Raw genomic sequence first — 22261 nt, 5'->3', positions numbered from 1 at the left:
CCTATTCGGCGAGGGCGGCTTCGATCATTGCGACATCAGTCACGGCGAAGAGCGCGCCGAGTTTCGATGCGATGACGGCCGCCGCGCCATCGTCGAGGCCAGGTACGTCGATCCGCAGTCGCATCGCGCCGTCGCCGGTCTGCATGGCAACCGCCGCGGGGACGAGGCCGCGCTGCCCGAAGAAGCCGGTGATGCGGGGAAGCGACTGCGGATCGGCGAGCGCGGCGATGTGAAAGCGGTGCATTCAGGCCGCCGCGCGCTGTGCCCCGGCCGCGATGACCTCCTCGGCCATTTCGTCGGCGACGACGGCAGGCGAGCGTCCTTCCTGTGCGGCGCGGTCGAGGAGTGCGGTCACGCGCGGAGCGATCTTCGCCACGCGCGCCGCAACCTCGGCTTCGTCTTCGCCCAGATATTCGGCCGACACGCTGATGATCCCGCCCGCGTTGGCGACATAATCGGGAACATAGGCGATGCCGCGCGCCATCAGCAGGTCGGCGACCGCCGGTTCGGCGAGCTGGTTGTTCGCGGCGCCGCACACCAGCCGCGCCTTCAGCCCGCCGACGCTTTCGGCATTGAGGGCGCCGCCGAGGGCGCAGGGGGCGAGGATGTCGGCTTCGACGCGAAGGATGTCGTCGACATGCACGACCTCTGCCCCGTGGATCGCCGCGAGCCGGTCGCGCCGCGCGGGGTTCGGATCGGCGATGACGAGCCGCGCTCCGGCGTCGGCGAGGCGGCGGCAGAGGTCGGCGCCGACATTGCCCGTGCCCTGCACCGCGACGGTCAGGCCGGTAAGGTCGCGGCCCAGCGTGTGCGCCGCCGCTGCCTGCATCGCGTCGAAGACGCCGCGCGCGGTCCAGGGCGAGGGGTCGCCGCCCGCGCGGCCGCCCGCAGGGGGCAGGCCGGCGACGTGACGCGTGACGCCCGCGATATCCTGCATGTCGGCGACGGTGGTGCCGACGTCCTCGGCGGTTACGTAGAGCCCGCCGAGCGCCTCGACCGCGCGGCCGAAAGCGCGGAACAGCGCTGTGCGGTCGAACGAGCCGGCGGGGCGGCGCAGCACCGCCTTGGCGCCGCCGAAGGGCAGACCCGCGAGCGCATTCTTGTAGCTCATCCCCTCGGCCAGCCGCAGCGCATCGGCGAGCGCGCCATCGACATCGTCATAGTGCCACAGGCGGCAACCGCCAGCGCCCGGCCCGAGCGCGGTCGAGTGAATTGCGATCACGCCGTCGAGGCCGGCGGCGGCATCGAACAGGCGGACGCATTCGACCGGCGGGGTCATACGGGCGGGGCGGCTGACCATCATGGTTCTCCTTGAAATGATTGGCGGAATGGCCGGTGTAAATTCGCTCAGCCTTATCGCATCATGTCGCCGGACATACTTGTTCGCATTTTCGTCCGCATTGGTGATTTTGGGGATTTTGAAACCGGAAATCTGCTGATATGGGAAATGAATGACCGACCTTGATCCGTTCGAGATAAAAATCCTTCGCGAATTGCAGCGCGACGCGAGCCAGACGACCGCCGAGATCGCCGATCGCGTCGGGCTGTCGGTGTCGCCCTGCTGGCGGCGTATCGACCGGCTGGAGCGCGAGGGATTTATTCGGAAACGCGTCGCGATCGTCGACCGGCGCAAGGTCGGACTGAACGCGCATGTCTTTGCGCAAGTGAAGCTCAACGCGCACGGCCGCGCCAATCTTGATGAATTCAGCGCGACGATCCGCGGCTTTCCCGAAGTGCTCGATGCCTATGTGCTGATGGGGACGACCGATTTCATGCTGCGTATCGTCGCGCGCGACATCGACGCCTATGAACGCTTCTTCTTCGATCAGCTGAGCAAGCTGCCCGGCGTCCAGGAAATCAATTCGACGGTCGCGCTGTCCGAGATCAAGTCGACGACCGAACTGCCGCTATAGGCTCAGCGCCAGAAGGGGGCGGCATCGCGGAGCGCGCGAAAGGCGGTGCGCGCTTCGCCGAGCAGGCGCTCGCGATCGCCAGTGGCGAAAAGTGCTACCACTTCGGGAACCGCATCGAGCGACAGGCTGCGCAGCAACTGGGGTGCGGTGGCGATGTCGTTGAGCGCGCCGAGATGGTCCTGCAGCGCCTCGGTGAGCTTGGCATGATCGCGCAGGGCCGCAGACCGCCCGTCGTCGGAAAACAGCGGTGCGAAGAAATCGGCGGTGTAGCGCAGCTTCTTGACCGTCTTGCGGAGGCGGTGCCGGGCTGCATCGTCGAGGCGCGCGAAGTGGCGCCCGCGCTTGCGGACCTTCCGGTGCAGCCGGTCCAGCGCCTCGGCCGCGAAGCCGCGTACCGGACGTGCGCACGGCGCCGCGGCTTCATCACCCGTGCGCCAGTCGCCGATGGTGAGCCACTCGACGAAATCGAGCATCAGGTGCCGCGCGCGCGGGGCAAGCAGCGCTGCGGTGGCGCGCGCATAGGCGGCTTCGCGCGCGGGACGCAGCCGGTCGGCGAGGGCGCCCGGTCCGGCGCGCGCGGCGAGAACGTCGAGATCGCGCGCCGCGCCCAATTCGCCGGCAAGCCAGCGTAGCTCGCCGTCCCAGCGCGCGGAAGCGGAGGGCGGAAACAGCGGCGCGTGAACCGCGAGCGCCGAACGCAGCCGTCGCAGCGCGACGCGCGCCTGATGCAGCGCGCCGGGATCGCAGCGCTCGATCACCGTTGCGGCGTTGAGGCGGAACTGGCGCAGGCAGGCGCGGGCGATGGCGCAAAACGCCTCCGCCGCCGTGATCCCGGCCGCCAGCGCCACCGGCCGGGCTTTTTCGCCGGGAGCCGGCGGCGCGAGCAGCCGGTAGCCGCGGTCGGCCTTGCTGAGTATAGCGATCTGAACCGGGGTTGCCGCATCGATCCGGCGGGCGAGGGCGAATAGCGCGGGGATTGCGCTGCCCTTTGCCTCGAGCTCGATCTCGTCGATCGGGGTTTCGGCGTCGGGGGTGGCGACGCGGGCGTGATCGAGTGCGACCTCGATCCCGCCCAAATCCCAGAGCATCCGTTCGTTTTCGATCGTAAAGACGGGGCCAAGCTTCGCCGTGCGCGCGCCCAGCGTCGCCGCGACTGGGGTGCGATCGTCGAGCACGGGGATGTCGCCCTCCACCGCAAATTCCCATTCGGCGCGTGCGAAGAGGCCTGCGGCCGCGGCACGCGCCTTCACCGTCTGGAGGCGCTTGGTGCCGCTCGTGCGGATACGCAGCGAAAAGCCCGCGGCGGCGAGCGCGCGGTCGGGAGTGTCGAAATAGACCGCATGCTGGGCGATCATCGTCGGCGGCGCGCCGAACAGCGCCGGCCAATCGACCGTGCTGCGCGCGTCCGGCGGGAGTTCGAGCTTGAGCTCGACCTCTTCGCTCGACTTGCCGCCCATCCCTTGCCCCTCTTGCGATCGCCACCGACCCGTGCCGCTGCTTAGCGCCTTTGCGTCCGGATTGCCATCGCCTGGCGGCGCAGCCGGAACTTGCAGTGGGATGAACGCGGGGGGCGTTTTGCGACATTTTGCGACACTATTCCGACCATGCGGCAATGCTGTGGGACAAACGGAGCCTAGAAGGGTGTCATCGGGACCGAAGGCTCTTCCCCCTTTCATCTGGTCCCTTGGACAGGAGTTCGTGACGTGAAGAAAAAGATGACCCTTTTGACGCTGGGCGCCGCGCTGATCGCGGTGCCGGTGCTGGCTGCCCCCGGCGGCGACCGCAACATGGGCGACGCCAACAAGGACGGCGTGCTGACCCGCGCTGAGGCCGAAGCGCACGCCAAGGCGATGTTCGTCAAGCTTGACATCAACAAGGACGGCAAGCTCGACCAGGCCGATCGCGCCGCACGCCATGCCGAAAAGCGCGCCCAGATGTTCGACCGCCTTGACGCCAACAAGGATGGCAGCATCAGCAAGGCCGAATGGGACCAGGCCGATGCCGCGCGCCAGGCGAAGCGCGCCGAATGGAAAGCCAAGCGCGGCGAACGCGCCGGTGCGCCGGGCGAAGGCGGCGAGCGGCACGCGATGCGCGGCCATCACGGCGGCAAGCGCGGCGGACATGGCGGTCCGGGCGGCTGGATGAAGGCCGATGCCAATGGCGACAAGGCAATCAGCCAGGCCGAATTTGTCGCCGGCGCGCTGGCGCGCTTCGACCGGATGGATACCAACAAGGACGGCAAGGTGACAGCGGAAGAGCGGCAGGCCATGCGCCAAGGGATGCGCGACAAGCGCGGTGCGCCGCCGGCGCCGCCCGCCACCAACTGATTGGCAGCGACGCGGGCGGCGTGGGCGGGCCTATCCTCCCTCCCTGGCCCCCCACGCTGGCATTGCCTTTGCCGCCGCGTCCTGCCAGCTATCGCCCATCGGCCCCCTGCGGGCCGGTGGGCGAACTAGTTATTTGTAGCGGATAGCCATGACCGATAGCGACACCCCCCGCATTCTGCTGATCGACGACGAACCGTCGATCCGCGAGCCGCTTTCCGAATATCTGGAGGCGCAGGGATTTGCCGTGACCGACGCGGCCAATGCCGCCGAAGCGCGGTCGGTGCTGCGCGCGCAATCGGTCGACCTGGTAGTAAGCGACATCATGATGCCCGGCGAAGACGGCCTGTCGCTGACCCGCCATCTGCGCGAGACGAGCAGCATCCCCGTGATCCTGCTCACCGCGCGCGCCGAAGATACCGAGCGCATCATCGGGCTGGAGATCGGCGCCGATGACTATGTCGTCAAACCCTTCAACCCGCGCGAACTGGTCGCGCGCATCCGCACCGTGCTGCGCCGGACGCAGGCGAACGGCCGCGCGGTCGATCCGGGCGGGACGAGCTATGCCTTCGGGCCGTGGGTGCTGCGCGAGGTCGAACGCGTGCTGGTCGACGAGGCGGGCACCGAAGTCGCGCTGTCGTCGGGCGAATATCACTTGCTTCACGCGCTGGTGCGCCATCCGCGACAGGTGATGAGCCGCGACCGGCTGCTCGATCTGGTGCGCGGGCGCGAGGCCGACATCTTCGACCGCGCGATCGACAATCTGGTCAGCCGCCTGCGCAAGAAGATCGAGGAAGACCCCGCGCACCCGCAGATCGTCAAGACGGTGTGGGGCGGCGGCTATACGCTGGCCTGCGAGGTCAAGCGGCTGGGGCCGGCCGCATGAGCATTCGTCTGTGGCCGCGCAGCCTGATCGGGCAGTTGGTGCTGGCCGTCGCAGCGATGCTGTTCGTCGCGCAGGGGATCAATTTCGTGATGCTCGCACGCGGCCAGAAGCAGCAGACGCTTGCGCATGGCGGCGGCATGGCGGTCGCACGGATCATCGATGCGATTGATCGCGACCGACGCGGCCGGATCGACGACGGCGCCGCGAGAGGCCGGCACGACCGGGTCCAGAAACTACTGATTACCGACGGGCCGCCGCCGCTGATTCCGGGGTCGGTGCCGCTTGCCGACCTGTCAGCCTATGTCGCCGACCTGCTGAGCGAGGGCGGGGTCAAGGCGAGCGAGGTGTCCGCGTGGGCGATGCCGCTGCGGCCGCGTGCGCAGAAGACCAGCTATCCCGGCCGCGTCGTCGTGGTGAGCGCGCGCGTCGACGGGCGCTATTTCACCGTGCGGAGCCGCATTCCGGCGACCGGCGGGCGGCTGCAAGGCTTTTTGCTATGGCAGACGCTGTCGCTCTATCTGCTGCTCCTCGTGCCGATCATCCTGATCGCGTGGCGCGTCGCGGCGCCGCTGCGCGAGTTGACCCGCGCGGTGCGGGCCAATCCGGCGGCGCGCGATCTGCCGCCGATCGACGAGGCGGGGCCGTCCGACGTGCGCGACCTGATTGCGGCGTTCAACGCCTATCGCGCGCGCATCGGCACGATGCTCGCCGACAAGGATCGGATGCTGGGTGCGGTCGGCCACGATCTGCGCACCCCGCTCGCAAGTCTGCGCGTCCGCGTCGAGCAGGTCGACGACGACCGGCTGCGCGAAAAGATGATCGCCTCGATCGAGGAAATGACCGCGATGCTGGCCGACATATTGGCGCTCGCGCGGTCGGGGGCGGGAACCGAGGCGCCCGAGGCGATCGCGCTGCCGCTGCTGCTGCGCGAACTGACGGAAGACTATGGCGAGCAGGGCAAGGATGTCGCGGCGGGCGCGCTCGCCGAGGCGGCGGCGCGGGCGCGCCCGATGCTGCTGCGCCGGGCGCTGCGCAACCTGATCGACAATGCGCTGGCCTATGGCGTTCGCGCGCGGCTGTCGGTGGTGCGCGAGGGCGACCATGCGCGCATCATCGTGTCCGATGACGGCCCGGGGCTGACCGACGAGCAAATCCTCACGCTGGTCGAACCCTTTGCGCGCGGCGAGCAGTCGCGGAACCGCGCGACGGGCGGCGCCGGCCTCGGCCTGTCGATCGCGCGCGAGATTGCGGCGGGCGAGGGCGGCGAGCTGGTACTGGCGAACCGTCCGGGCGGCGGGCTCGAGGCGGCGATTGTGCTACCGGTTCTGACGTAAGACGGGTGGTTAGCCGAAGTCCGCCGGCATCGCGCCGGGTTCGCTGACCATCGCAAATCGGACCTCAGCGAAGTTCACCTGCAATGTGTCTTCCAGCGCAACCGCGTAACCCTCAATGAACGGTAGCCGCTGTTCGTGAAGGTGAAGGATGATGCCAAGCCCAAAATCCAGCCCTTCAACCGCGACCCAAACATGCTCTCCTAAATGAAGACTTTCCCGGCGAGGGGCAATCGGTGCAGCTAGGGTTGTGAAGAAACCTCCGCCGGTGTTTTCGCGTGACAACACCTCAGCATCGAGCAGACGATCAAGACCTCTTGCGAGATTACCAGCTTCTGCAAAAATTGCCTGCAATGCAGTGCGTTCCAGTTGAGTCAGGCCAGCCATCTGTTTTTTTGGCTTCGGTCACCTAAGTCCGCGATGGGGTCGTTATCAGGCGTAAATCGCAATCGCCTGGCTGCCGTGCAGCACCGGTTCGCCGGCGCGGTTCCACAGCATCATGTCCTGCACCGACAGCCCGTTGCGGGCGAAGCCGGTCTTGGCTGAGAGCAGCCACCAGCCGTCGTCGGTCTCGGGCTTTGCGGTGAGCATGTTGACCGTCCAGTTCATCGAGCTGATCGGACCGAATTCGGTGAACAGCGCCATCGCCGCGGGGGGCAGCGCATCGCCCATCGCGAGCAGCGCGACCGCCGGATGACAGGCGGGCTCTTCGACAAAGCGCACCCAGGTCAGATATTCGCCGACATCGCTTTTCCAGTTGAAGCGCGGGCCGGTCGTCGGGCGCATGTCGAAATGGCGGGTGAAGCTGGGCCGCGCCTTGTGCTCGGGCACCGGCTGAAGCGTTTCGGGGGCGGGCGCGTCGGGTATGGCGAGCCGGTCGTGATCGAGATGGCTTTGCCGGTCGGGCGAGAAGGCGAAGACCGCGGCGGTGCCGAAGCCTGCATCGCTGGTGACGCCAGCGTCGATGAACAGGCTCGATTTCGATTGGCGCAGCACGCGCGTATGCACGGTGCAATCGCCGCTGACCGGCCCGACGAAGCTGATCTGCGCATAGCGAAGCGGCGCCTCGGTCGGGTGGAGCGCCATCGTGCCGGCGAGCGCGACCGCCGAGCTGATCCCGCCATAGGCCGTGCGGCCCTGCATCCAGCCGTCGTCGATATGCGCCGTCGCGACATTGCCGTCGACGCGCAGGGTGGATAGCAGCGCGTCGAGCGCGCTGGGGGAGCTTGTCATCGGTAAACTCAATCCTCGATCTGGAAGGTCAGTCCGGCATGGGCGGTCAGCCGGTCGATCAGCGCCTGACCAAGCAGCGCGCCGGGGGTCCACACGCCGCCCGCGCCATCGGTTTCGAGCAGCGTCATGCCGGTTTCGGCGAGCATCTTCGACGTCGATCCATAGCCGGGGTCGCGGTCGCCCTGGACGCTGGCGCGGATCGCGGTGCCGTCGGGATATTCGCCAACGAAGAGGATGTCGTAGAAGCCGTTTTCGCGCTCTTCCTTGCTCGGTCCCTCGCCGGGTTTGAGCTTGGATTCGCCGAAGGGGTTCGCCTTCGCCATCGCTTCGGCCATCGCCTTTCCGGCCTCGCCGATCGTCGTCATCACCATCTCGTCATAGACAAGGTCGGACCCCCATGGGTGGCCGAGCAGGAAATTGGTGCGGTGGACATTTTTGGTGTTGATCGGCGCCATCACGAAGGGCGCGGTCCAGGTGCCGGTCGCATGATCATATTCGGGGATCAGTCCCGACGGCTGGTGCGGACCTTCGAACCCCGGGGTCAGCGCGAAGGAGGATTTGAGCAACAGCGCGAGCGACGGCTTCTTGGCGACGGCTTTCAGTGTTTCGGTCAGGCTGGCGATGGTGCCGCCCGAGGCGCCGCCCTGCATCTTGCGTACGCGGCCCTTGACGCGCGGCGCGGGTTTGCCGTGGCGCTTCACCGCCTCGGCCTGGAGAAACAGCACGCCGAGGTCGAAGGGGATCGAATCGAAACCGCACGAAAAGGTTATGCGCGCGCCCGATGCCTGCGCCTGATCCTGATGCGCGTCGATCATCTCGCGCATCCAGCCGGGCTCGCCGCACAGATCGGCATAGGCGGTTCCGGCCTTGGCGCAGGCGTTGACGAGGTCGCTGCCATAAAGCTGATAGGGGCCGACGGTGGTCAGCACGACGCGCGTGCGATGCGCCATCATGTCGAGGCTGGCGGGCTCGCTGGCGTCGGCGACGACGAGCGGCGTGTCGGCCGGCGCGCCGATCAGGTCGCGCACCTCGGCAAGCTTGTCGAGACTGCGTCCCGCCATCGCCCATTTGGGCGCGTCCTTGCGGCCGCCATAATGCTGCACGAAATATTCGGCGACGAGGCGGCCGGTAAAGCCGGTCGCACCATAGACGATGATGTCGAATTCGCGGGCCTCTGCCACGGCACCCTCCCATTTACGTAAACGTTAACTAGAGGCTAGCGCAGATGGGCGGCGGTGCCAAGGGGCGTCGCGTCGCGCCGGGTCCGCGGGCCTCAATCCACCAGCGTCAGGCGGCGGGCGTCAGCGACCGTGCAAGCGCCACCCATTCGGCGACGCTGACCGTCTCAGCGCGCCGGGTCGGATCGATACCGAGCGCGTCCAGCGCCTCGATCGCGCCGGGAACCCCCTTGAGGCTCTGGCGCAGCATCTTGCGGCGCTGTCCGAACCCCTTTTCGGTGAGCTTCGACAGCACCGCAGGCGACACGCCTGGCGGTTCGTCTCCCGGGGTGACATGGACGATCGCCGACATCACCTTGGGCGGCGGGGTGAACGCCGAGCGGTGGACCCTCATCGCGAGCTTCGCCTGGGCGCGCCACTGCGCCAGCACCGCGAGCCGCCCGTAAGCCGAGTTGCCGACGGGGGCGACGATGCGTTCGGCGACCTCGAGCTGGAACATCAGCGTCAGCGACAGCCATTGCGGCGGCCAGGCAGCGGGTTCGAGCCAGCGCGTGAACAGTGCGGTACCGACATTATAGGGAAGGTTGGCGACGATATGATAGGGGCCGCCCGCCAGCGCGTTCGCATCGACCGCCATCGCGTCGTCTGACACGACGGTCAACCGGCCGTCGAAGGCATCGGCAAGGTCGGCGAGCAGCGGCAGGCAGCGTTCGTCGCGTTCGACCGCGATCACCCGCGCCCCGGCGCGCAGCAGCGCGCGCGTCAGCCCGCCCGGTCCGGGACCGACCTCGAACACCGTCGCGCCGTCGAGATTGCCGGGGATCGCCGCGACGCGATCGAGCAATTGTTCGTCGAAAAGGAAATTCTGCCCAAGCGCCTTGCTGGCCGAGAGGCCGTGCGCGCGCACGACATCGCGCAGCGGCGGCAGCGGACGATTGGGCTGCGTCGTCACGCGGCGGCGGCGCAGCCGCGCGCCCGCGCCCCGGCCATCCGCGCGGCCATTGCGATCGCGGCGATCGTCGGTCCGGGATCGGCGGTTCCCGAACCCGCGATGTTGAAGGCGGTGCCATGATCGGGCGAGGTACGGATGATCGGCAGCCCGAGCGTCAGGTTGACGCCGTCGTGGAAATGCAGCGCCTTGAACGGCGCCAGCGCCTGATCGTGATAGCCGCAGAGCAGAGCGTCATAGCGGTCGCGGATGCCGGGCGCGAACAGCGCATCGGCGGCGAGCGGGCCGTCGACGACGATCCCCTCGGCGGCAAGCTGCTCGATCGCGGGGGCGATGATGCGGATTTCCTCGTCGCCGAGTCGGCCGCTTTCGCCGGCATGGGGGTTGAGCCCGGCCATCGCGAGGCGCGGCTGGGCGATACCGAAGTCGCGGATCAGGCCGCGAACGACGATGCGCGCCTTGGCAACGATAAGCTCGGCGGTCAGGCGTTCGGGCACCTCGGCGAGCGGGATATGGACGGTCAGCGGTACGACGCGCAGGCCGGGGCCGGCGAGCATCATCACCGCATTGGTCGCGGTAACGCCGCAGCGTTCGGCGATGAATTCGGTCTGCCCCGGATGGGTATAGCCGATGCTTTGCAGCGCATGTTTCGACACCGGACCCGTCACCAGCGCCGCGGCGGCGCCGTTGCGGGTGAGGCCGATGCCGGTTTCCAGCGCATGCAGGGCGCAAGTCGCGCCGGCCGCAGTCGGTTCGCCGGGGGTGAGGGGGCCGCTGTCCTCGAGATGCCAGACGGGCAGCGCCGTGTCGAACAGCCGTCCGGCCTCCTCCATGTCGTTGACGCGAACGATCGGGCCGTCCCAGACGGCTTCGATCACCGCAGCGTCGCCGACGGTGACGAAGGGGGGAAGGTCATGCTTGTGGCGTTCGGCCCAGGCGCGGGCCGCAACTTCGGGACCGACGCCCGCCGGGTCGCCCATGGTGACCGCGATCGGGCGTCGTTTAATCATAGCCGTCATCAATTATATTCGATCACCGCATCCCGGCGCAGGTCGCGCAGATAGCGTTGCGCGCGCTTGTTGACCTTGTCCTCGAGCAGCTTCTGCTCGATCGCCTGAACGTCGGGAGCGGTCGCCGATTCAGGCAGGTCGCGGCCGCAAAGGACCAAGACGCTGACCCCTTCATTGGCGGCGCCGAACGGCTGAGTGACTTGGCCGATCTGCATGTTGGTCAGCGTGTTCTGCAGCTGCGGTGGCAGTGCGCGCATCGAGATATTGTCGCGCGACACGACATTCGCGCCGAGCTTGGCGGCGATATCGTCGGCCGCGCCGCAACCGGCGATGCTGCGCGTCGCGTCGGCGAACTGGCTGGCGAGCTCGCTCGCCTTTGCTTCGGTCGTGCCGGGGGCGAAATCGAGCGACACCTGCTTGAGGCTGAGCACCGCGTCGCGCGGGTCGGCCGTCAGAACCTGGCGCCGGTCGATCATCAGCAGGATCGATATCCCGCCCGGGACTTCGACCGGGCCGACGAGCTGGCCGGGCTGCATGCTGAGCGCCGCCTGCGCCATCGACGGCGGAAGGGTCGCGGGGCGGACCCAGCCGAGATCGCCGCCAACGACCGCGGTCGAGGCTTCGGAGAATTGGCGTGCATAGGCAGCGAAGCTGCCGCCGGCCTGAAGCGCCTGAATGATCTTTTGCGCATTCGCCATCACGGCGGCGGCATTTTCGGGCGTCGTCGCGAGATAGATTTCGCCGAGGTGCAGTTCGTCCTGCCCCTTGGCCTCCTGCAGCCGCTTGACCACCGCTTCCACCTCGTCGGTCGACACATTGGTCGTCGACTGGATATTGCGCGACAGAAGGCGGTCCCAAGCGAATTCGCCGCGGATTTGCTGCTTTACCGCGGCGGCCGAAGACCCCTTGGACGCGAGATATTTGCTGAATTCGTCGGGCGTCTGCTTGAAACGCGCCGCCAGCCGGGCAAATTGTTCGTTGATGACATTTTCGTCGATGTCGATCTTTGCCGCGCGGGCTTCCTGAATCTGGAGCTTTTCGTCGATCAGGTTGCTGAACACCTGCTGGCGCAGCCGCTGAATTTCCTCGGCGGGCAATTCCATATTGTTGTTAGCAATGCGGATCAGCGCCATGCGCTGCTCGATGTCGGTCGCGGTGATGACTTCGCCGTTGACGATCGCCGAGGGGCGATAGACGTTGGGCTTGCCGTCGCCGTAAAGCTGGACATTGCCGGGAATGGCGAGGTTGGTCGCAGGGGTTTCGCTGTCGGCTACGGTCTGGGCCGACACCGGGACGGACCCCACGGCCGCAGCGGCAATCAGTCCGAACATGGTCGAAATTTTGGTCATTGCCATCCTATTCGAGTAAGAATGCGACGCTCCGTATCAGCCGAGGCGCCCGATGGTCCAGCGCAATCCGCCATCCGGACCTTTGAAGCCGGGAGATAGCAGGAAAACGCTGAACGCAGGCTGAGCGATCAGAAACCGAGGTTGCGGAACGCGACGCGGAAAGAGAAGCTGTTGCCGCGCCGCGCGTCGCCGGTGTCGATGTAATCGCGGCGCCAGGTGAAGGCGATCGACAGGCAGTCGTCGTCATAGGCGACGCCGAGCCGGTGGCGAATCGGGTCGAAGCCGTCCGATGTGCTGAGCGGATCGTCGGCCTTGCTGGTCAGATCGACGATCGCCGAGCCGAAGATCGACCAGTTTTTCGCGACCGCCACACGGCCGCCGACGCGCGCTTCTTCGCGATCCTGCAAATCTTCGCCGAGCAGGGTGATGTCGCGGTTGAGGCGCGAATAGCCGAGCACGGCATAGGTCGAGCGGCTGCCGATCGTCGCGTCGAATTCGTTGCGGCGGATCGCCAGATTATCCTTGTCGAGCCGGAAGCGGTGGGTGAGGCGCAGGAAATCCTTGTAGGCGACGGTCGTCCGCCCGACGATGTCGGAGAGCCGGTCGGTGAGCCCCGTCCCGTCGGGGAACAGCGTCGGCTTGTCCGACAGGCGATAGCTTTGCCCGATGACGCTGCTGATATTGAAGCCGGGGCGGCTGAAATTCCATTCGACGCCATAGGTGATGCGCGCGCCGTCCTCGAACCGGTCGTAGCCGTTGAAGCGATTGATCGCGAAAAGATTGCCGTCCTCAAGATCGAAGGCGCGCGAATCCTCGTTCGGAATATCGACATTCTTGAGCGGCGGCGTCGCGACGATCTGCACCCGCGGGGTCAGCGTCTGGGTGCCGCCGAGGAATTCGCCGATGAAGGGCCAGCGCATGTCGGCGGCGATGGCGGCGATGCCGCGGGCCTGCCAGCCCGACTTGCCGCGATAGTCGGCGATCGGCGTCAGCAGATTTTCGTCACTGTGATAGACATCGCCGCGCACCAGTGCGGTCAGCGTCACTTCCTGGCCGAGCCCGGTCAGCCCGCGCAGATCCCAGCGCGCGCCGGCGAAGGCGCGCTGCGTATCCTGTCCCGCGGTGCGGGCGATCGACAGCGTGTTGAGCTGAAGCTCAAACTGTCCGCCCAGCCACGGATCGGGCAGGCGTTGGCGATAGTCGATGATCGGAAGCGCGATCGGTTGCTGTCCCTGGCTGTCGCCCGCGCGCAGGGTCTGCGTCGCCCAGCCGGCGATCGACAAATAGCTCTGCCCACCGATCCGCTCGAGCTCGAACATCGATCGCAACCTGTCGTCGCGGCTGATATCGTAGCGGCGCATGAAGGTGCGGTCGGTGGTGATCCGGCCCGAATAGGTCAGGCTCCACTTGGGATCGAACTGGAACTTGCCTGCGCTTTCCAGATAGCCGCGAAAATCGTTGCGCTGATCGGCGGCGGTGCCGGTTCCGGTCAGCGGCACCACCGAGCTGTAGGTCGCGTAGCCGTTGATTCGGAAAGCGCCGATATCGGTGAGAGCGCGGAACTCGCCTTCGATCATCGGCGCTGTATTGGTGTAGACGTGCGGTGTGATCGTCAGGTCGCGGTCGGGGGCGAGGCGCAGATAATAGGGAAGGGCAATTTCGAACCCGTTGGTGCGGCCGAGGCGGACGTCGGGGACGAGGATACCGCTGCCCGCATCATTGTTGGCGGGGTGGCTGAGCCCCGGCAGCGGGATGAGCGGCAGGCCGAAGACTTCGACGCGCGCGCCCTTGTAGCGGATCTTGTTCTTCGCCTGGTCGTAAACGACGCGGACGGCGCGGATCTGCCAGCTCGGGTTCTTGGGGCAGCCCGCGTCATCTTCGACTGGGCAGGGGGTGTAGGCGGCGTTTTCCAGCTCGATATTGCCGTTGTCGAAGCGCCTACCCTTCACCGCGGCGAGCCGCGCGCCATTATCGAACACGACGAGCATATTTTGGACGATGCCGTCGCGCAGCGTGTCGGTCAGCACGATGCGGTCGCCATAGGCGGTGTCGCCTTCGGGATTCTTGATCGCGACATCGCCCTCGGCGACCACTTCGCCGGTCTTGCGGTTCCACGTCACCTTGTCGGCGCGCATCGAGATGGTGTCGCGGTTCATTTCGACATTGCCGTCGGCAACGACGATGTCGGCATCGCTGTCGTAATTCAGATTGTCGGCGGCAAAGCCGATCTGTTCTTCGTCACCGGGCTTCGGTGCATCGACCGTGACGGCCGAAACGTCGCGATTCTGGAGGTCGGGCTGCGCGGCCGGAGCCGACGCGGGCGTGTCGGTCTGTGCCGCGGCGGGCACGGCGACAAGCAGCATGCCGCTTGCGGTGGCGACCCAAAGGGGCCGCGCGCGCGCCGCGTGGGGGAACAAAGTCCGACTCATTTAATTTCTTTGTCCCACACCTTATCTTGCGTCCACCCTTTGCGGGCTGGCTGCTTTAGTTTTGCAACTCGCGAGCGAAACCCCTATCGGTCCGGCACGTTCCAATCAATCATCGCATAAGAGAGTTAAAAGATGGACATTCAGTTTGTCGCGCAAATCGATGCGTCTGCCGACGTTGTCGCTTTTCCGGTCCGCAAGGGCGAGGCTGGCGCCCTCGGCGCGTTGCTCGGCGCGCTGGCGAAGCAGGCGCGGTTCGACGGCGCCGCGGGTTCGGTGGCCGAAACCGCCGCTTTCGATGGCGACCGGGCCACGCGGCTGCTGCTGGTGGGCATCGGCGAAGGGACGGTCCATGATCTCGAGCGCGGCGGCGGCGCGCTGACCGCGCGGCTGCAGACGAGCGGCGTGGCGGTGCTGCACGTCGATTTTGCGAGCGCGGGCCAGATCGACGAGGATGATGTGCTCGCCTTCGCGATGGGTGCGAAGCTGCGCGATTGGCGCATCGACACCTATCGCACCCGCCTTTCCGACACCGCCAAGCCCAGCCTGAAAACCATCGTGATCGCGTCGCCCGCGGGCGATATTTCGGCGCGCTGGGGCAGCTATTCGGCGGTTGCCGACGGCGTGGCGCTGACCCAGACGCTGGTCGCCGAGCCGCCGAACATCCTCTATCCCGAAAGCTTCGTCGAGCGCTGCCAGCATCTGGCCGACCTTGGCGTCGAGATCGAGGTGCTCGACGAACGGCAGATGAAGGCGCTCGGCATGGGCGCGCTGCTTGGCGTCGCGCAAGGGTCGGTGCGGCCGCCGCGGCTGCTCGCGATGCGCTGGAACGGCGGCAATGCCGACGACAAGCCGGTCGTATTCATCGGCAAGGGCGTGACCTTCGATACCGGCGGGATCAGCCTGAAGCCCGGCCCGGGCATGGACATGATGAAGTGGGACATGGGCGGCGCGGGCGCCGTCGCGGGCGCGATGAAAGCGATCGCGGGCCGCAAGGCCAAGGCGAATGTCGTCGGCATCGTCGGCCTTGTCGAAAATATGCCCGACGGCAATGCGCAGCGCCCCGGCGACATCGTCACCACCATGTCGGGCCAGACGGTCGAGGTGCTCAATACCGACGCCGAAGGGCGGCTGGTGCTGTGCGACGCGATCACCTGGGCGCAGAAGGTCTATGAGCCCAAGGTCATCGTCGATCTGGCGACGCTGACCGGCGCGATGGTGATCTCGCTCGGCCACGAATATGCGGGCATTTTCGCCAATGACGACGGGCTTTCTGAAAAACTGATCGCAGCGGGTGAGGCGACGAACAACAAGCTGTGGCGCTTTCCGCTGTCGCCGGCCTATGACAAGCTGATCGATAGTCCCATCGCCGACATGAAGAATATCGGCCCGCGCGAAGGCGGTTCGATCACCGCGGCGCAGTTCCTCAAGCGCTTCGTCGAGGACGGAGTCGCCTGGGCGCACCTCGACATCGCCGGCACGGCCTGGAGTGACAAGGACGGCCCGGTGTGGGCGAAGGGCGCGACGGGCTATGGCGTCCGCCTGCTCGACCGCTATATCGCCGACAATCACGAAGGCTGATCCGGTTCGGGGAGCATGGCGCGCGTCGACTTCTATCGGCTGACCCGCGACCCGGTCGAACGGGTGCTCCCCGCGATCGCCACGCGCATATTGCAAGGCGGCAACCGGTTGCTCGTCGTCGCCGCCGCGGCGTTGCAGCGGCAGGCGATTGACGAGGCGCTGTGGACGCTGCAACCGGCAAGTTTCCTGCCGCACGGCGCGGCGGGATCGCCGGACGAGGCGATCGAGCCGATCCTGCTCGCGGGCACGCTCAGCGCCCCGGCGATCAACGGCGCCACCCATGTCGCGCTCGCCGATGGCGAATGGCGCGAAGAGGCGCTGGCGTTCCAGCGCGCATTCCTGTTGTTCGACAACAGCCGCATCGACGATGCGCGCGCGACCTGGCGCGCGCTGACCACGGCCGAGGGCGTAGAAATTCACTTCTGGAAACAGGATGAACGCGGACGCTGGTCCGAAGGGCCGTGACGCGATAGGCTGGCCGAGCCGGGGCAGATCGTCTTCTGTGAGGGGGATCACCGACGGCAATCGGGTCGCACCCTAGGGACAGCAGCCGAGAGATTCGGGGCAGCAGGAGGTAGATTATGGCGACACTCAGGACATTGACGCTTGGCACCGCGATCGCGCTGGCGATAACGCTTTCGGCGTGCGGGTCGAAATCTGAAAAGGAAGTCGCCAGCGGCACTTACACCGACCCCGAAACCGGAAAGACCGCCGACTATAAGGTGACGTCCGACACCAGCGGCGAAAATGGCACGATCAGCATCAAGACCGAGGATGGCAAGATGCAGTTCGGCGGCGGCGCGGGCAATGCGAAATTCCCCGCCGGTTTCTCGCCCTATCCGGGTGCAAAGGTTACGGGCGGCTTCACCGCGACGAACAAGGATGGCGCTGGCGGCATGGCGAGCTTTGAGGTCAAGGGCCAGGCCGCTGACGTGATCGCGCATTTCCGCAAGCAGGCCGAGGCCGCGGGCATGAAGATCACGACCGAGGTCAAGGCCGGCGAAACCGCTATGTTCGGCGCCGAACGGCCTGGCGACAGCAAGTCGGGCGTGCAGGTCACGGCGACGCAGGCGGGCGACATGGTCAACGGGTCGATCACCTACGGCCACGGCGGCTGATCCGGCGCCGGGAAAGGCCCCCGCGCTCTTTGCTTGCGGAGCGGCGAAAGCGCGGCTAGAGGCGCGCCCATTCCGACAAGATATAAAGCAGGAGCTTTCCCAATGGCGGTCACCCGCACCTTTTCGATCATCAAGCCCGACGCGACCCGCCGCAACATCACCGGCGCCGTCACCAAGATGCTGGAAGACGCCGGCCTGCGCGTCGTCGCGTCGAAGCGCATCCACATGACCAAGGAACAGGCCGAGGGCTTTTACGCGGTCCACAAGGAACGCCCCTTCTTCGGCGAACTCGTCGAATTCATGACCTCGGGTCCGGTCGTCGTCCAGGTTCTCGAAGGCGAGAATGCGATGCAGCGTAACCGCGACGTGATGGGCGCTACCAACCCCAAGGATGCGGCCCCCGGCACGATCCGCAAGGAGCTGGCCGAAAGCATCGAAGCGAACACGGTGCACGGCAGCGACAGCGACGAAAATGCGGCGATCGAAATCGCCTATTTCTTCAAGCCCGAAGAAATCGTCGGCTGAACCAGCCGAGCCGCAAGGCCAAAGAGGCCGCCGGAGTGATCCGGCGGCCTTTTTCAGTTGCGCGACGGGTAGATGCCTTGGATCGCGACGCAGTAGCGAATGGCTAGTGTCGGCTGCGTTTTGACTGCGCCCGACGCCGCGGGGTCGCGGGCGACGCTGCTGTTGCCGCCCTTTTGGCCGAGCACCAGCGGCGGTACGTCACGGCCGTTACCTACATGAACCGGCGCGCGTCCCCGCAGATCGGGGAGCGCAAAGGTCTTGCTCCCATCCCCGCCATAAGTCGTTCCCAGCAACGAAAAAAGCGCCATATTCTCGCTGATTGATACGAGTTGGCCATTGGCTTCGGTCCAACCGCGCGGACAGAAGGTCGCGGCTGTCATCATTACTTCGCCGATAAAAGGGTCGCTCGCTGCATGGGCTGGCACAGATGTCGCCAGCAGCGCCACGCCCACGATCGAAAATGCATTGAATTCCTTGCCCATCGTCAAATCCCCCAGATCTAGCAGCGCACTTCTCGGGAAGGGGCGGAGCGCTGTCAACATGCCCGCAATCAGGTGGAACGGGCGGTGGCGGAGCGGCTGGCGCTAGAGCAGCGGACTGACCGTCGCGACGAGGTTTTGCCACAGCCGCCGGACGATGCCGAAGGATGCGACATCGGCGGCGCCGACGGGTATCGAATCGGCGCGGTAGACTTCCTGCCGCGTACGAAGTTCGGTAGCGAAAGCCTTGTCACGTAACAGGATATTATTCTCGAAATTGAGTTCGAAGCTGCGGCGATCGAGGTTGGCGGAGCCGATCAGTGCGACTTCGCCGTCGACCACCATCGTCTTGGCGTGGAGCAGGCCGGGACGATATTCGTAGAGCTTTACCCCCGCGTCGACGAGGTCGGCATAATAGCTGCGGCTCGCGCCCGCGACGACGCGGCTATCGTTGCGGTGCGGCACGATCATCACCGTCGCGACGCCGCGCCGCGCGCAGTCGAGCAGCGCGAAGAGCAATTGTTCGTCGGGGACGAAATAGGGGGTGGTGACGACCAGCTCGTGCCGCGCCGAATGGATGAGCGCGGTGAAACAGGCGGTCATCGCGGCATAACGAACATTGGGGCCGGTCGCGATCACCTGCGCCGCGATGCCCGGGTCGGCGGCGGCAGGCGGCTCGGCATCGTCCTGCAAAAGGTCGCCGATGTCGTCGCCGCGCTCGCTTTCCCAGTCGGCGGCAAAGACAAACTGGCAGTCTCGCACTACCGGGCCTTCCCAGCGCGTCATGATGTCGACCCATGGCGCATATTTCGACTTGATGCGAAATTCGGGGTCCGCGAGATTCTGGCTGCCGCACCAGGCGATGCGATTGTCGATGATGAGTTGCTTGCGGTGATTGCGCAGGTCGAAGCGCCCGCGGATCAGCGTCCAGATGAGCCCGCCGATCGGCAGCGCGATGCGCGCATCGACCCCGGCATTTTCGAGCTCGATCCAATAGGCCGACCGGATGAAACCGCGCGAGCCCAGCGCGTCGGCGAGGACGCGGACCTTCACGCCGCGCCGGGCCGCGCGGACCAGCGCGTCCTTGATCCGGAAGCCGTTACTGTCGGCGAGCCAGATATAGAAACAGAGGTGGACGGTCGACTTCGCATTGTCGATGTCGTCGACCATCTCGCGGATCGCGGCGTTGCTGTCGGCGGCGAGACGGGCGCGATTGCCCGCGGTCGGCGGCAGCGCGTTCACCGTTTCGGCGAGCACGAAGGGCGCCGCCCAGGCGCTGCGGGCGAGCGCGCGGCGGACGGCGTCCTTCTCGCTGGGGTGCGGCAGATGCGCCTCGATCGCGGCATAGCGCGCGCGGCGCTTAGCACTGATCCGAGCCTCGCCGAGCAGCAGATAGGCGAGGATGCCGACGACCGGCACCGCGATCGTCGCGATCAACCACGCGAGCCGTGAGGCGGGCTCGCGCTGCGGCCGCAGGATGATCCGGCCCAGGATGACGATGAAGACCGCGATGTACGCGGCCCACAGGATCAGGGCGAAATCATACTCCATCGCCGCCAGTTCATCGTGCTTTGGCGCAAAATGCCAGTGCGAATTTTGGGGAAGGGGAAAGGTGGGGAATCCTTGGCGTCATTGCGAGGAGCGAAGCGACGCGGCAATCCCGGGCGGGCGTAATCTGCTCTGGGTTGCTTCCCTCCGCTCGCGATGACGAATTGGCTGACTGCGGCCCGAGCCTAAAATTCCTCCGCCACCCCCATCAGCCCCGCGAGCTTTTTAGGCGCGATCGCCAGCCAGCTCTTGCGGAGCCAGTCGCCGATCGCATCCCAGTCGGTATCGCCGAGGTCGAGGCGGATGCCGATCCAGCCGTCGCCGAAATAGGCGGGGCGGTAATAGCGCGCTTCGTCGAGTTCGATGAGCTGCGCCTGCTCGTCGGCGCCGCTGATCTTGACCAGCAGCGCGGTCTTGCCGTCGCCATGGTGGTCGTGCGTGAAATAGGCGAATTTCTTGCCCTTGACGATGCCAAAACAGGGCATGCCGTGCGACGTCACTTCGTCGGCTTCGGGCAGCGCCATCGCCAGCGTGCGGACACGGCCGAGCAGCCAGTCGGGTGCGCGTTCGCGCGTCACGAAGGCGGCGAGCGCGGCGGGATAGAGCTGATGCTCGGCAAAACGGACGCGTTCCGCCAATGTTTCAGCGGTGTCGCCGGGCACGATCGCGACCGGGGTCTGGGCCAGCACCGGCCCATCGTCGAGTGCGGGCGTGACAATGTGGACGCTGCACCCCCCGAAACGGTCGCCAGCGTCGATCGCGCGCTGATGGGTGTCGAGCCCCTTGTAGAGCGGCAACAGACTGGGATGGATGTTGAGCATCCGGTCGGTCCAGCCGGCGACGAAATCGTCGCTGAGAATGCGCATATAGCCCGCAAGCGCGACATAGTCGGCGCCGGCGGCACGTAGCCGTTCGTCGACCAGCGCGTCGAAGGCGGCGCGCGACATTTCCTTGTGCGATTGCGCCCAGATCGCAATGCCTTCGGCAGCGGCGAGCGCGAGGCCCGGCGCTTCCGGGTTGTTGCTCGCGACCAGCACCAGTTCATAAGGGCAGCCGGCGGCCTTTGCGGCATAGAGCAGCGCCGCCATATTTGTCCCGGCGCCCGAGATGAGGACCGCGACTTTCGCTTTCATCACGGCGCCACCCTTTCAATCCGTTCGTGCTGAGCTTGTCGAAGCACTGTTCTTCTCTTTCAAGGTCCAAAGGGAAGGACGGCCCTTCGACAAGCTCAGGGCGAACGGAAATGTGCGTCAGCCGTGGTGCGTGGCGCTCCACGCACCCATCGCGCTCCACGTTTCCGCGCCGCCCGACACGGTGCAGCCCTTTTCGCCCGCCGCGATGTGGCCGATGCGGTGGACGGTTTCGCCGGCTGCTTCGAGCGTTTCGGTCGCGGCCGCGACGTCGCGTTCGGCGACGACGACTGCCATGCCGATCCCGCAGTTGAAAGTGCGCGCCATTTCTTCGGGCTCGATATTGCCCTGCGCCTGCAGGAACGCCATCAGCCGCGGCTGGTCCCAGGCGTCGGCATCGATATGCGCGTGGAGCGTTTTGGGCAGCACGCGGGGGATATTTTCGAGCAGGCCGCCGCCGGTGATGTGCGCGAGCGCATGGACCTTGCCGGTCTTCACGAGCGGCAGGAGGCTTTTCACATAGATGCGCGTCGGCGCCATCAGCGCGTCGATCAGCAGGACGGTCTGATCGAACAGCGCCGGGCGGTCGAGCTTCCAGCCCTTGTCGGCGGCGAGGCGGCGCACGAGCGAAAAGCCGTTCGAATGCACCCCCGACGAAGCGAGGCCGAGGATCACGTCGCCCGCCGCGACCTTGTCGGCGGTGAGTACCTGGTCGCGCTCGACCGCGCCGACGCAAAAGCCCGCAAGATCGTAGTCGCCGTCCGAATACATCCCCGGCATCTCGGCAGTTTCGCCGCCGATCAGCGCGCAGCCCGCCTGCTTGCAGCCCTCCGCGATGCTGGCGACCACTTCGGTCGCGATCGCATTGTCGAGCTTGCCGGTGGCATAATAGTCGAGGAAGAACAGCGGCTCGGCGCCCTGCACGATCAGGTCGTTGGCGCACATGGCAACGAGGTCGATGCCGACGCCGTTATGCTTGCCCGCGTCGATCGCGAGTTTGAGCTTGGTGCCGACGCCGTCGTTCGCGGCGACGAGCAGCGGATCGTTGAACCCCGCCGCTTTCAGGTCGAAAAAGCCGCCAAAGCCGCCGAGGTCGGCATCGGCGCCGGGGCGGCGTGTTGCGCGGGCAAGCGGGGCGATGGCCCGGACCAGCGCATTGCCGGTCTCTATCGAGACGCCGGCCTGCGCATAGGTGTAGGAGGCGGGTTGGCCGTCGGGCGGGTTGTGCTTGGAATCCATGGCCCGCGCGACTAACGCTTCCGGCCGACAAATGCCATGATT

General features: G+C 66.4%; 22 protein-coding genes. 8 read left to right on the top strand and 14 right to left on the bottom strand.

From position 1 onward, the window contains the following. Position 1: 1 nt before the first annotated feature. Together AOA14_RS17955 and AOA14_RS17950 are read right to left on the bottom strand one after the other, a co-directional pair. Positions 2-244 (bottom strand): ACT-like domain-containing protein, encoded by a 243-nt coding sequence (locus tag AOA14_RS17955; protein WP_062902795.1) that lies wholly within the window; start codon positions 242-244, stop codon positions 2-4. Continuing rightward, on the bottom strand, positions 245-1300 hold the full coding sequence (locus AOA14_RS17950) for a Leu/Phe/Val dehydrogenase (RefSeq protein ID WP_062903253.1): 1056 nt from the start codon (positions 1298-1300) through the stop codon (positions 245-247). A gap of 151 nt (positions 1301-1451) precedes the next feature. Between AOA14_RS17950 and AOA14_RS17945 the strand changes: the two genes are divergently transcribed. Beyond that, complete coding sequence (locus AOA14_RS17945) at positions 1452-1913, top strand: Lrp/AsnC family transcriptional regulator (RefSeq protein WP_058813303.1); 462 nt, start codon at positions 1452-1454, stop codon at positions 1911-1913. Between the two features lie 2 nt (positions 1914-1915). Here AOA14_RS17945 and AOA14_RS17940 read toward each other — a convergent pair whose 3' ends face one another. Next, complete coding sequence (locus AOA14_RS17940) at positions 1916-3370, bottom strand: CYTH and CHAD domain-containing protein (RefSeq protein WP_062902794.1); 1455 nt, start codon at positions 3368-3370, stop codon at positions 1916-1918. Between the two features lie 246 nt (positions 3371-3616). Here AOA14_RS17940 and AOA14_RS17935 point away from each other — a divergent pair, with 246 nt between their 5' ends. The 3 genes from AOA14_RS17935 (at position 3617) to AOA14_RS17925 (ending at position 6457) form a co-directional block, all read left to right on the top strand. After that, positions 3617-4240: a hypothetical protein gene (locus tag AOA14_RS17935; protein ID WP_062902793.1), complete on the top strand. Its 624-nt coding sequence runs from the start codon at positions 3617-3619 to the stop codon at positions 4238-4240. Between the two features lie 148 nt (positions 4241-4388). Continuing rightward, positions 4389-5123 carry a response regulator gene (locus tag AOA14_RS17930; RefSeq protein ID WP_062765469.1) on the top strand — a complete coding sequence of 245 codons (735 nt, stop codon included), beginning with the start codon at positions 4389-4391 and terminating at the stop codon, positions 5121-5123. Beyond that, positions 5120-6457 (top strand): sensor histidine kinase, encoded by a 1338-nt coding sequence (locus AOA14_RS17925; protein ID WP_062902792.1) that lies wholly within the window; start codon positions 5120-5122, stop codon positions 6455-6457. The genes AOA14_RS17930 and AOA14_RS17925 overlap by 4 nt, the downstream gene beginning before the upstream one ends. 9 nt (positions 6458-6466) lie before the next feature. Here AOA14_RS17925 and AOA14_RS17920 read toward each other — a convergent pair whose 3' ends face one another. The 7 genes from AOA14_RS17920 to AOA14_RS17890 all read right to left on the bottom strand — a co-directional run bounded on the left by AOA14_RS17920 (position 6467) and on the right by AOA14_RS17890 (position 14602). Further along, positions 6467-6841: a hypothetical protein gene (locus tag AOA14_RS17920; protein WP_202988322.1), complete on the bottom strand. Its 375-nt coding sequence runs from the start codon at positions 6839-6841 to the stop codon at positions 6467-6469. A gap of 45 nt (positions 6842-6886) precedes the next feature. Continuing rightward, entirely contained in the window at positions 6887-7687 is an 801-nt protein-coding gene (locus AOA14_RS17915) for an acyl-CoA thioesterase (protein WP_062902790.1), read from the bottom strand. Positions 7688-7695: 8 nt separating this feature from the next. Further along, positions 7696-8868, bottom strand: coding sequence for a saccharopine dehydrogenase family protein (locus tag AOA14_RS17910; protein ID WP_062902789.1), 1173 nt, complete (start codon positions 8866-8868; stop codon positions 7696-7698). A gap of 106 nt (positions 8869-8974) precedes the next feature. Continuing rightward, entirely contained in the window at positions 8975-9817 is an 843-nt protein-coding gene (gene rsmA / locus AOA14_RS17905; protein ID WP_238929689.1) for a 16S rRNA (adenine(1518)-N(6)/adenine(1519)-N(6))-dimethyltransferase RsmA, read from the bottom strand. Further along, complete coding sequence (pdxA, locus tag AOA14_RS17900; RefSeq protein ID WP_062902788.1) at positions 9814-10833, bottom strand: 4-hydroxythreonine-4-phosphate dehydrogenase PdxA; 1020 nt, start codon at positions 10831-10833, stop codon at positions 9814-9816. Before pdxA ends, rsmA begins: the two co-directional genes overlap by 4 nt. Continuing rightward, positions 10833-12173: a peptidylprolyl isomerase gene (locus tag AOA14_RS17895; protein WP_062903251.1), complete on the bottom strand. Its 1341-nt coding sequence runs from the start codon at positions 12171-12173 to the stop codon at positions 10833-10835. Before AOA14_RS17895 ends, pdxA begins: the two co-directional genes overlap by 1 nt. Before the next feature lie 128 nt (positions 12174-12301). Next, positions 12302-14602 carry an LPS-assembly protein LptD gene (locus AOA14_RS17890; RefSeq protein WP_062902787.1) on the bottom strand — a complete coding sequence of 767 codons (2301 nt, stop codon included), beginning with the start codon at positions 14600-14602 and terminating at the stop codon, positions 12302-12304. A 132-nt stretch (positions 14603-14734) separates the two neighbouring features. Between AOA14_RS17890 and AOA14_RS17885 the strand changes: the two genes are divergently transcribed. The 4 genes from AOA14_RS17885 to ndk all read left to right on the top strand — a co-directional run bounded on the left by AOA14_RS17885 (position 14735) and on the right by ndk (position 17823). Continuing rightward, on the top strand, positions 14735-16180 hold the full coding sequence (locus AOA14_RS17885) for a leucyl aminopeptidase (RefSeq protein ID WP_062902786.1): 1446 nt from the start codon (positions 14735-14737) through the stop codon (positions 16178-16180). Positions 16181-16195: 15 nt separating this feature from the next. Continuing rightward, a complete protein-coding gene (locus AOA14_RS17880; protein WP_062902785.1) occupies positions 16196-16645 on the top strand; it encodes a DNA polymerase III subunit chi in 450 nt (149 codons plus the stop codon). Between the two features lie 116 nt (positions 16646-16761). Next, positions 16762-17298 carry a hypothetical protein gene (locus tag AOA14_RS17875; RefSeq protein WP_202988320.1) on the top strand — a complete coding sequence of 179 codons (537 nt, stop codon included), beginning with the start codon at positions 16762-16764 and terminating at the stop codon, positions 17296-17298. 102 nt (positions 17299-17400) lie between these two features. Then, positions 17401-17823 carry a nucleoside-diphosphate kinase gene (gene ndk / locus AOA14_RS17870; RefSeq protein ID WP_003047863.1) on the top strand — a complete coding sequence of 141 codons (423 nt, stop codon included), beginning with the start codon at positions 17401-17403 and terminating at the stop codon, positions 17821-17823. A 53-nt stretch (positions 17824-17876) separates the two neighbouring features. Here the strand turns inward: ndk and AOA14_RS17865 are convergent, their stop codons facing one another. The 4 genes from AOA14_RS17865 to purM form a co-directional block, all read right to left on the bottom strand. Beyond that, positions 17877-18305, bottom strand: coding sequence for a phage tail protein (locus AOA14_RS17865; protein ID WP_062902783.1), 429 nt, complete (start codon positions 18303-18305; stop codon positions 17877-17879). 102 nt (positions 18306-18407) lie between these two features. After that, positions 18408-19853, bottom strand: coding sequence for a cardiolipin synthase (cls, locus tag AOA14_RS17860; protein WP_062902782.1), 1446 nt, complete (start codon positions 19851-19853; stop codon positions 18408-18410). Positions 19854-20035: 182 nt separating this feature from the next. Continuing rightward, entirely contained in the window at positions 20036-20986 is a 951-nt protein-coding gene (gene purN, locus AOA14_RS17855; RefSeq protein WP_062902781.1) for a phosphoribosylglycinamide formyltransferase, read from the bottom strand. A 114-nt stretch (positions 20987-21100) separates the two neighbouring features. Then, positions 21101-22219 (bottom strand): phosphoribosylformylglycinamidine cyclo-ligase, encoded by a 1119-nt coding sequence (gene purM, locus AOA14_RS17850; RefSeq protein ID WP_062902780.1) that lies wholly within the window; start codon positions 22217-22219, stop codon positions 21101-21103. Positions 22220-22261: the final 42 nt, after the last annotated feature.

Origin of the sequence: Sphingopyxis terrae subsp. terrae NBRC 15098 (assembly GCF_001610975.1) — a bacterium.
Classification (GTDB): Bacteria; Pseudomonadota; Alphaproteobacteria; order Sphingomonadales; family Sphingomonadaceae; genus Sphingopyxis; species Sphingopyxis terrae_A.
The sequence above is the reverse complement of the archived record's forward strand: the minus strand, read 5'-3'. Positions and strand labels throughout refer to the sequence as shown.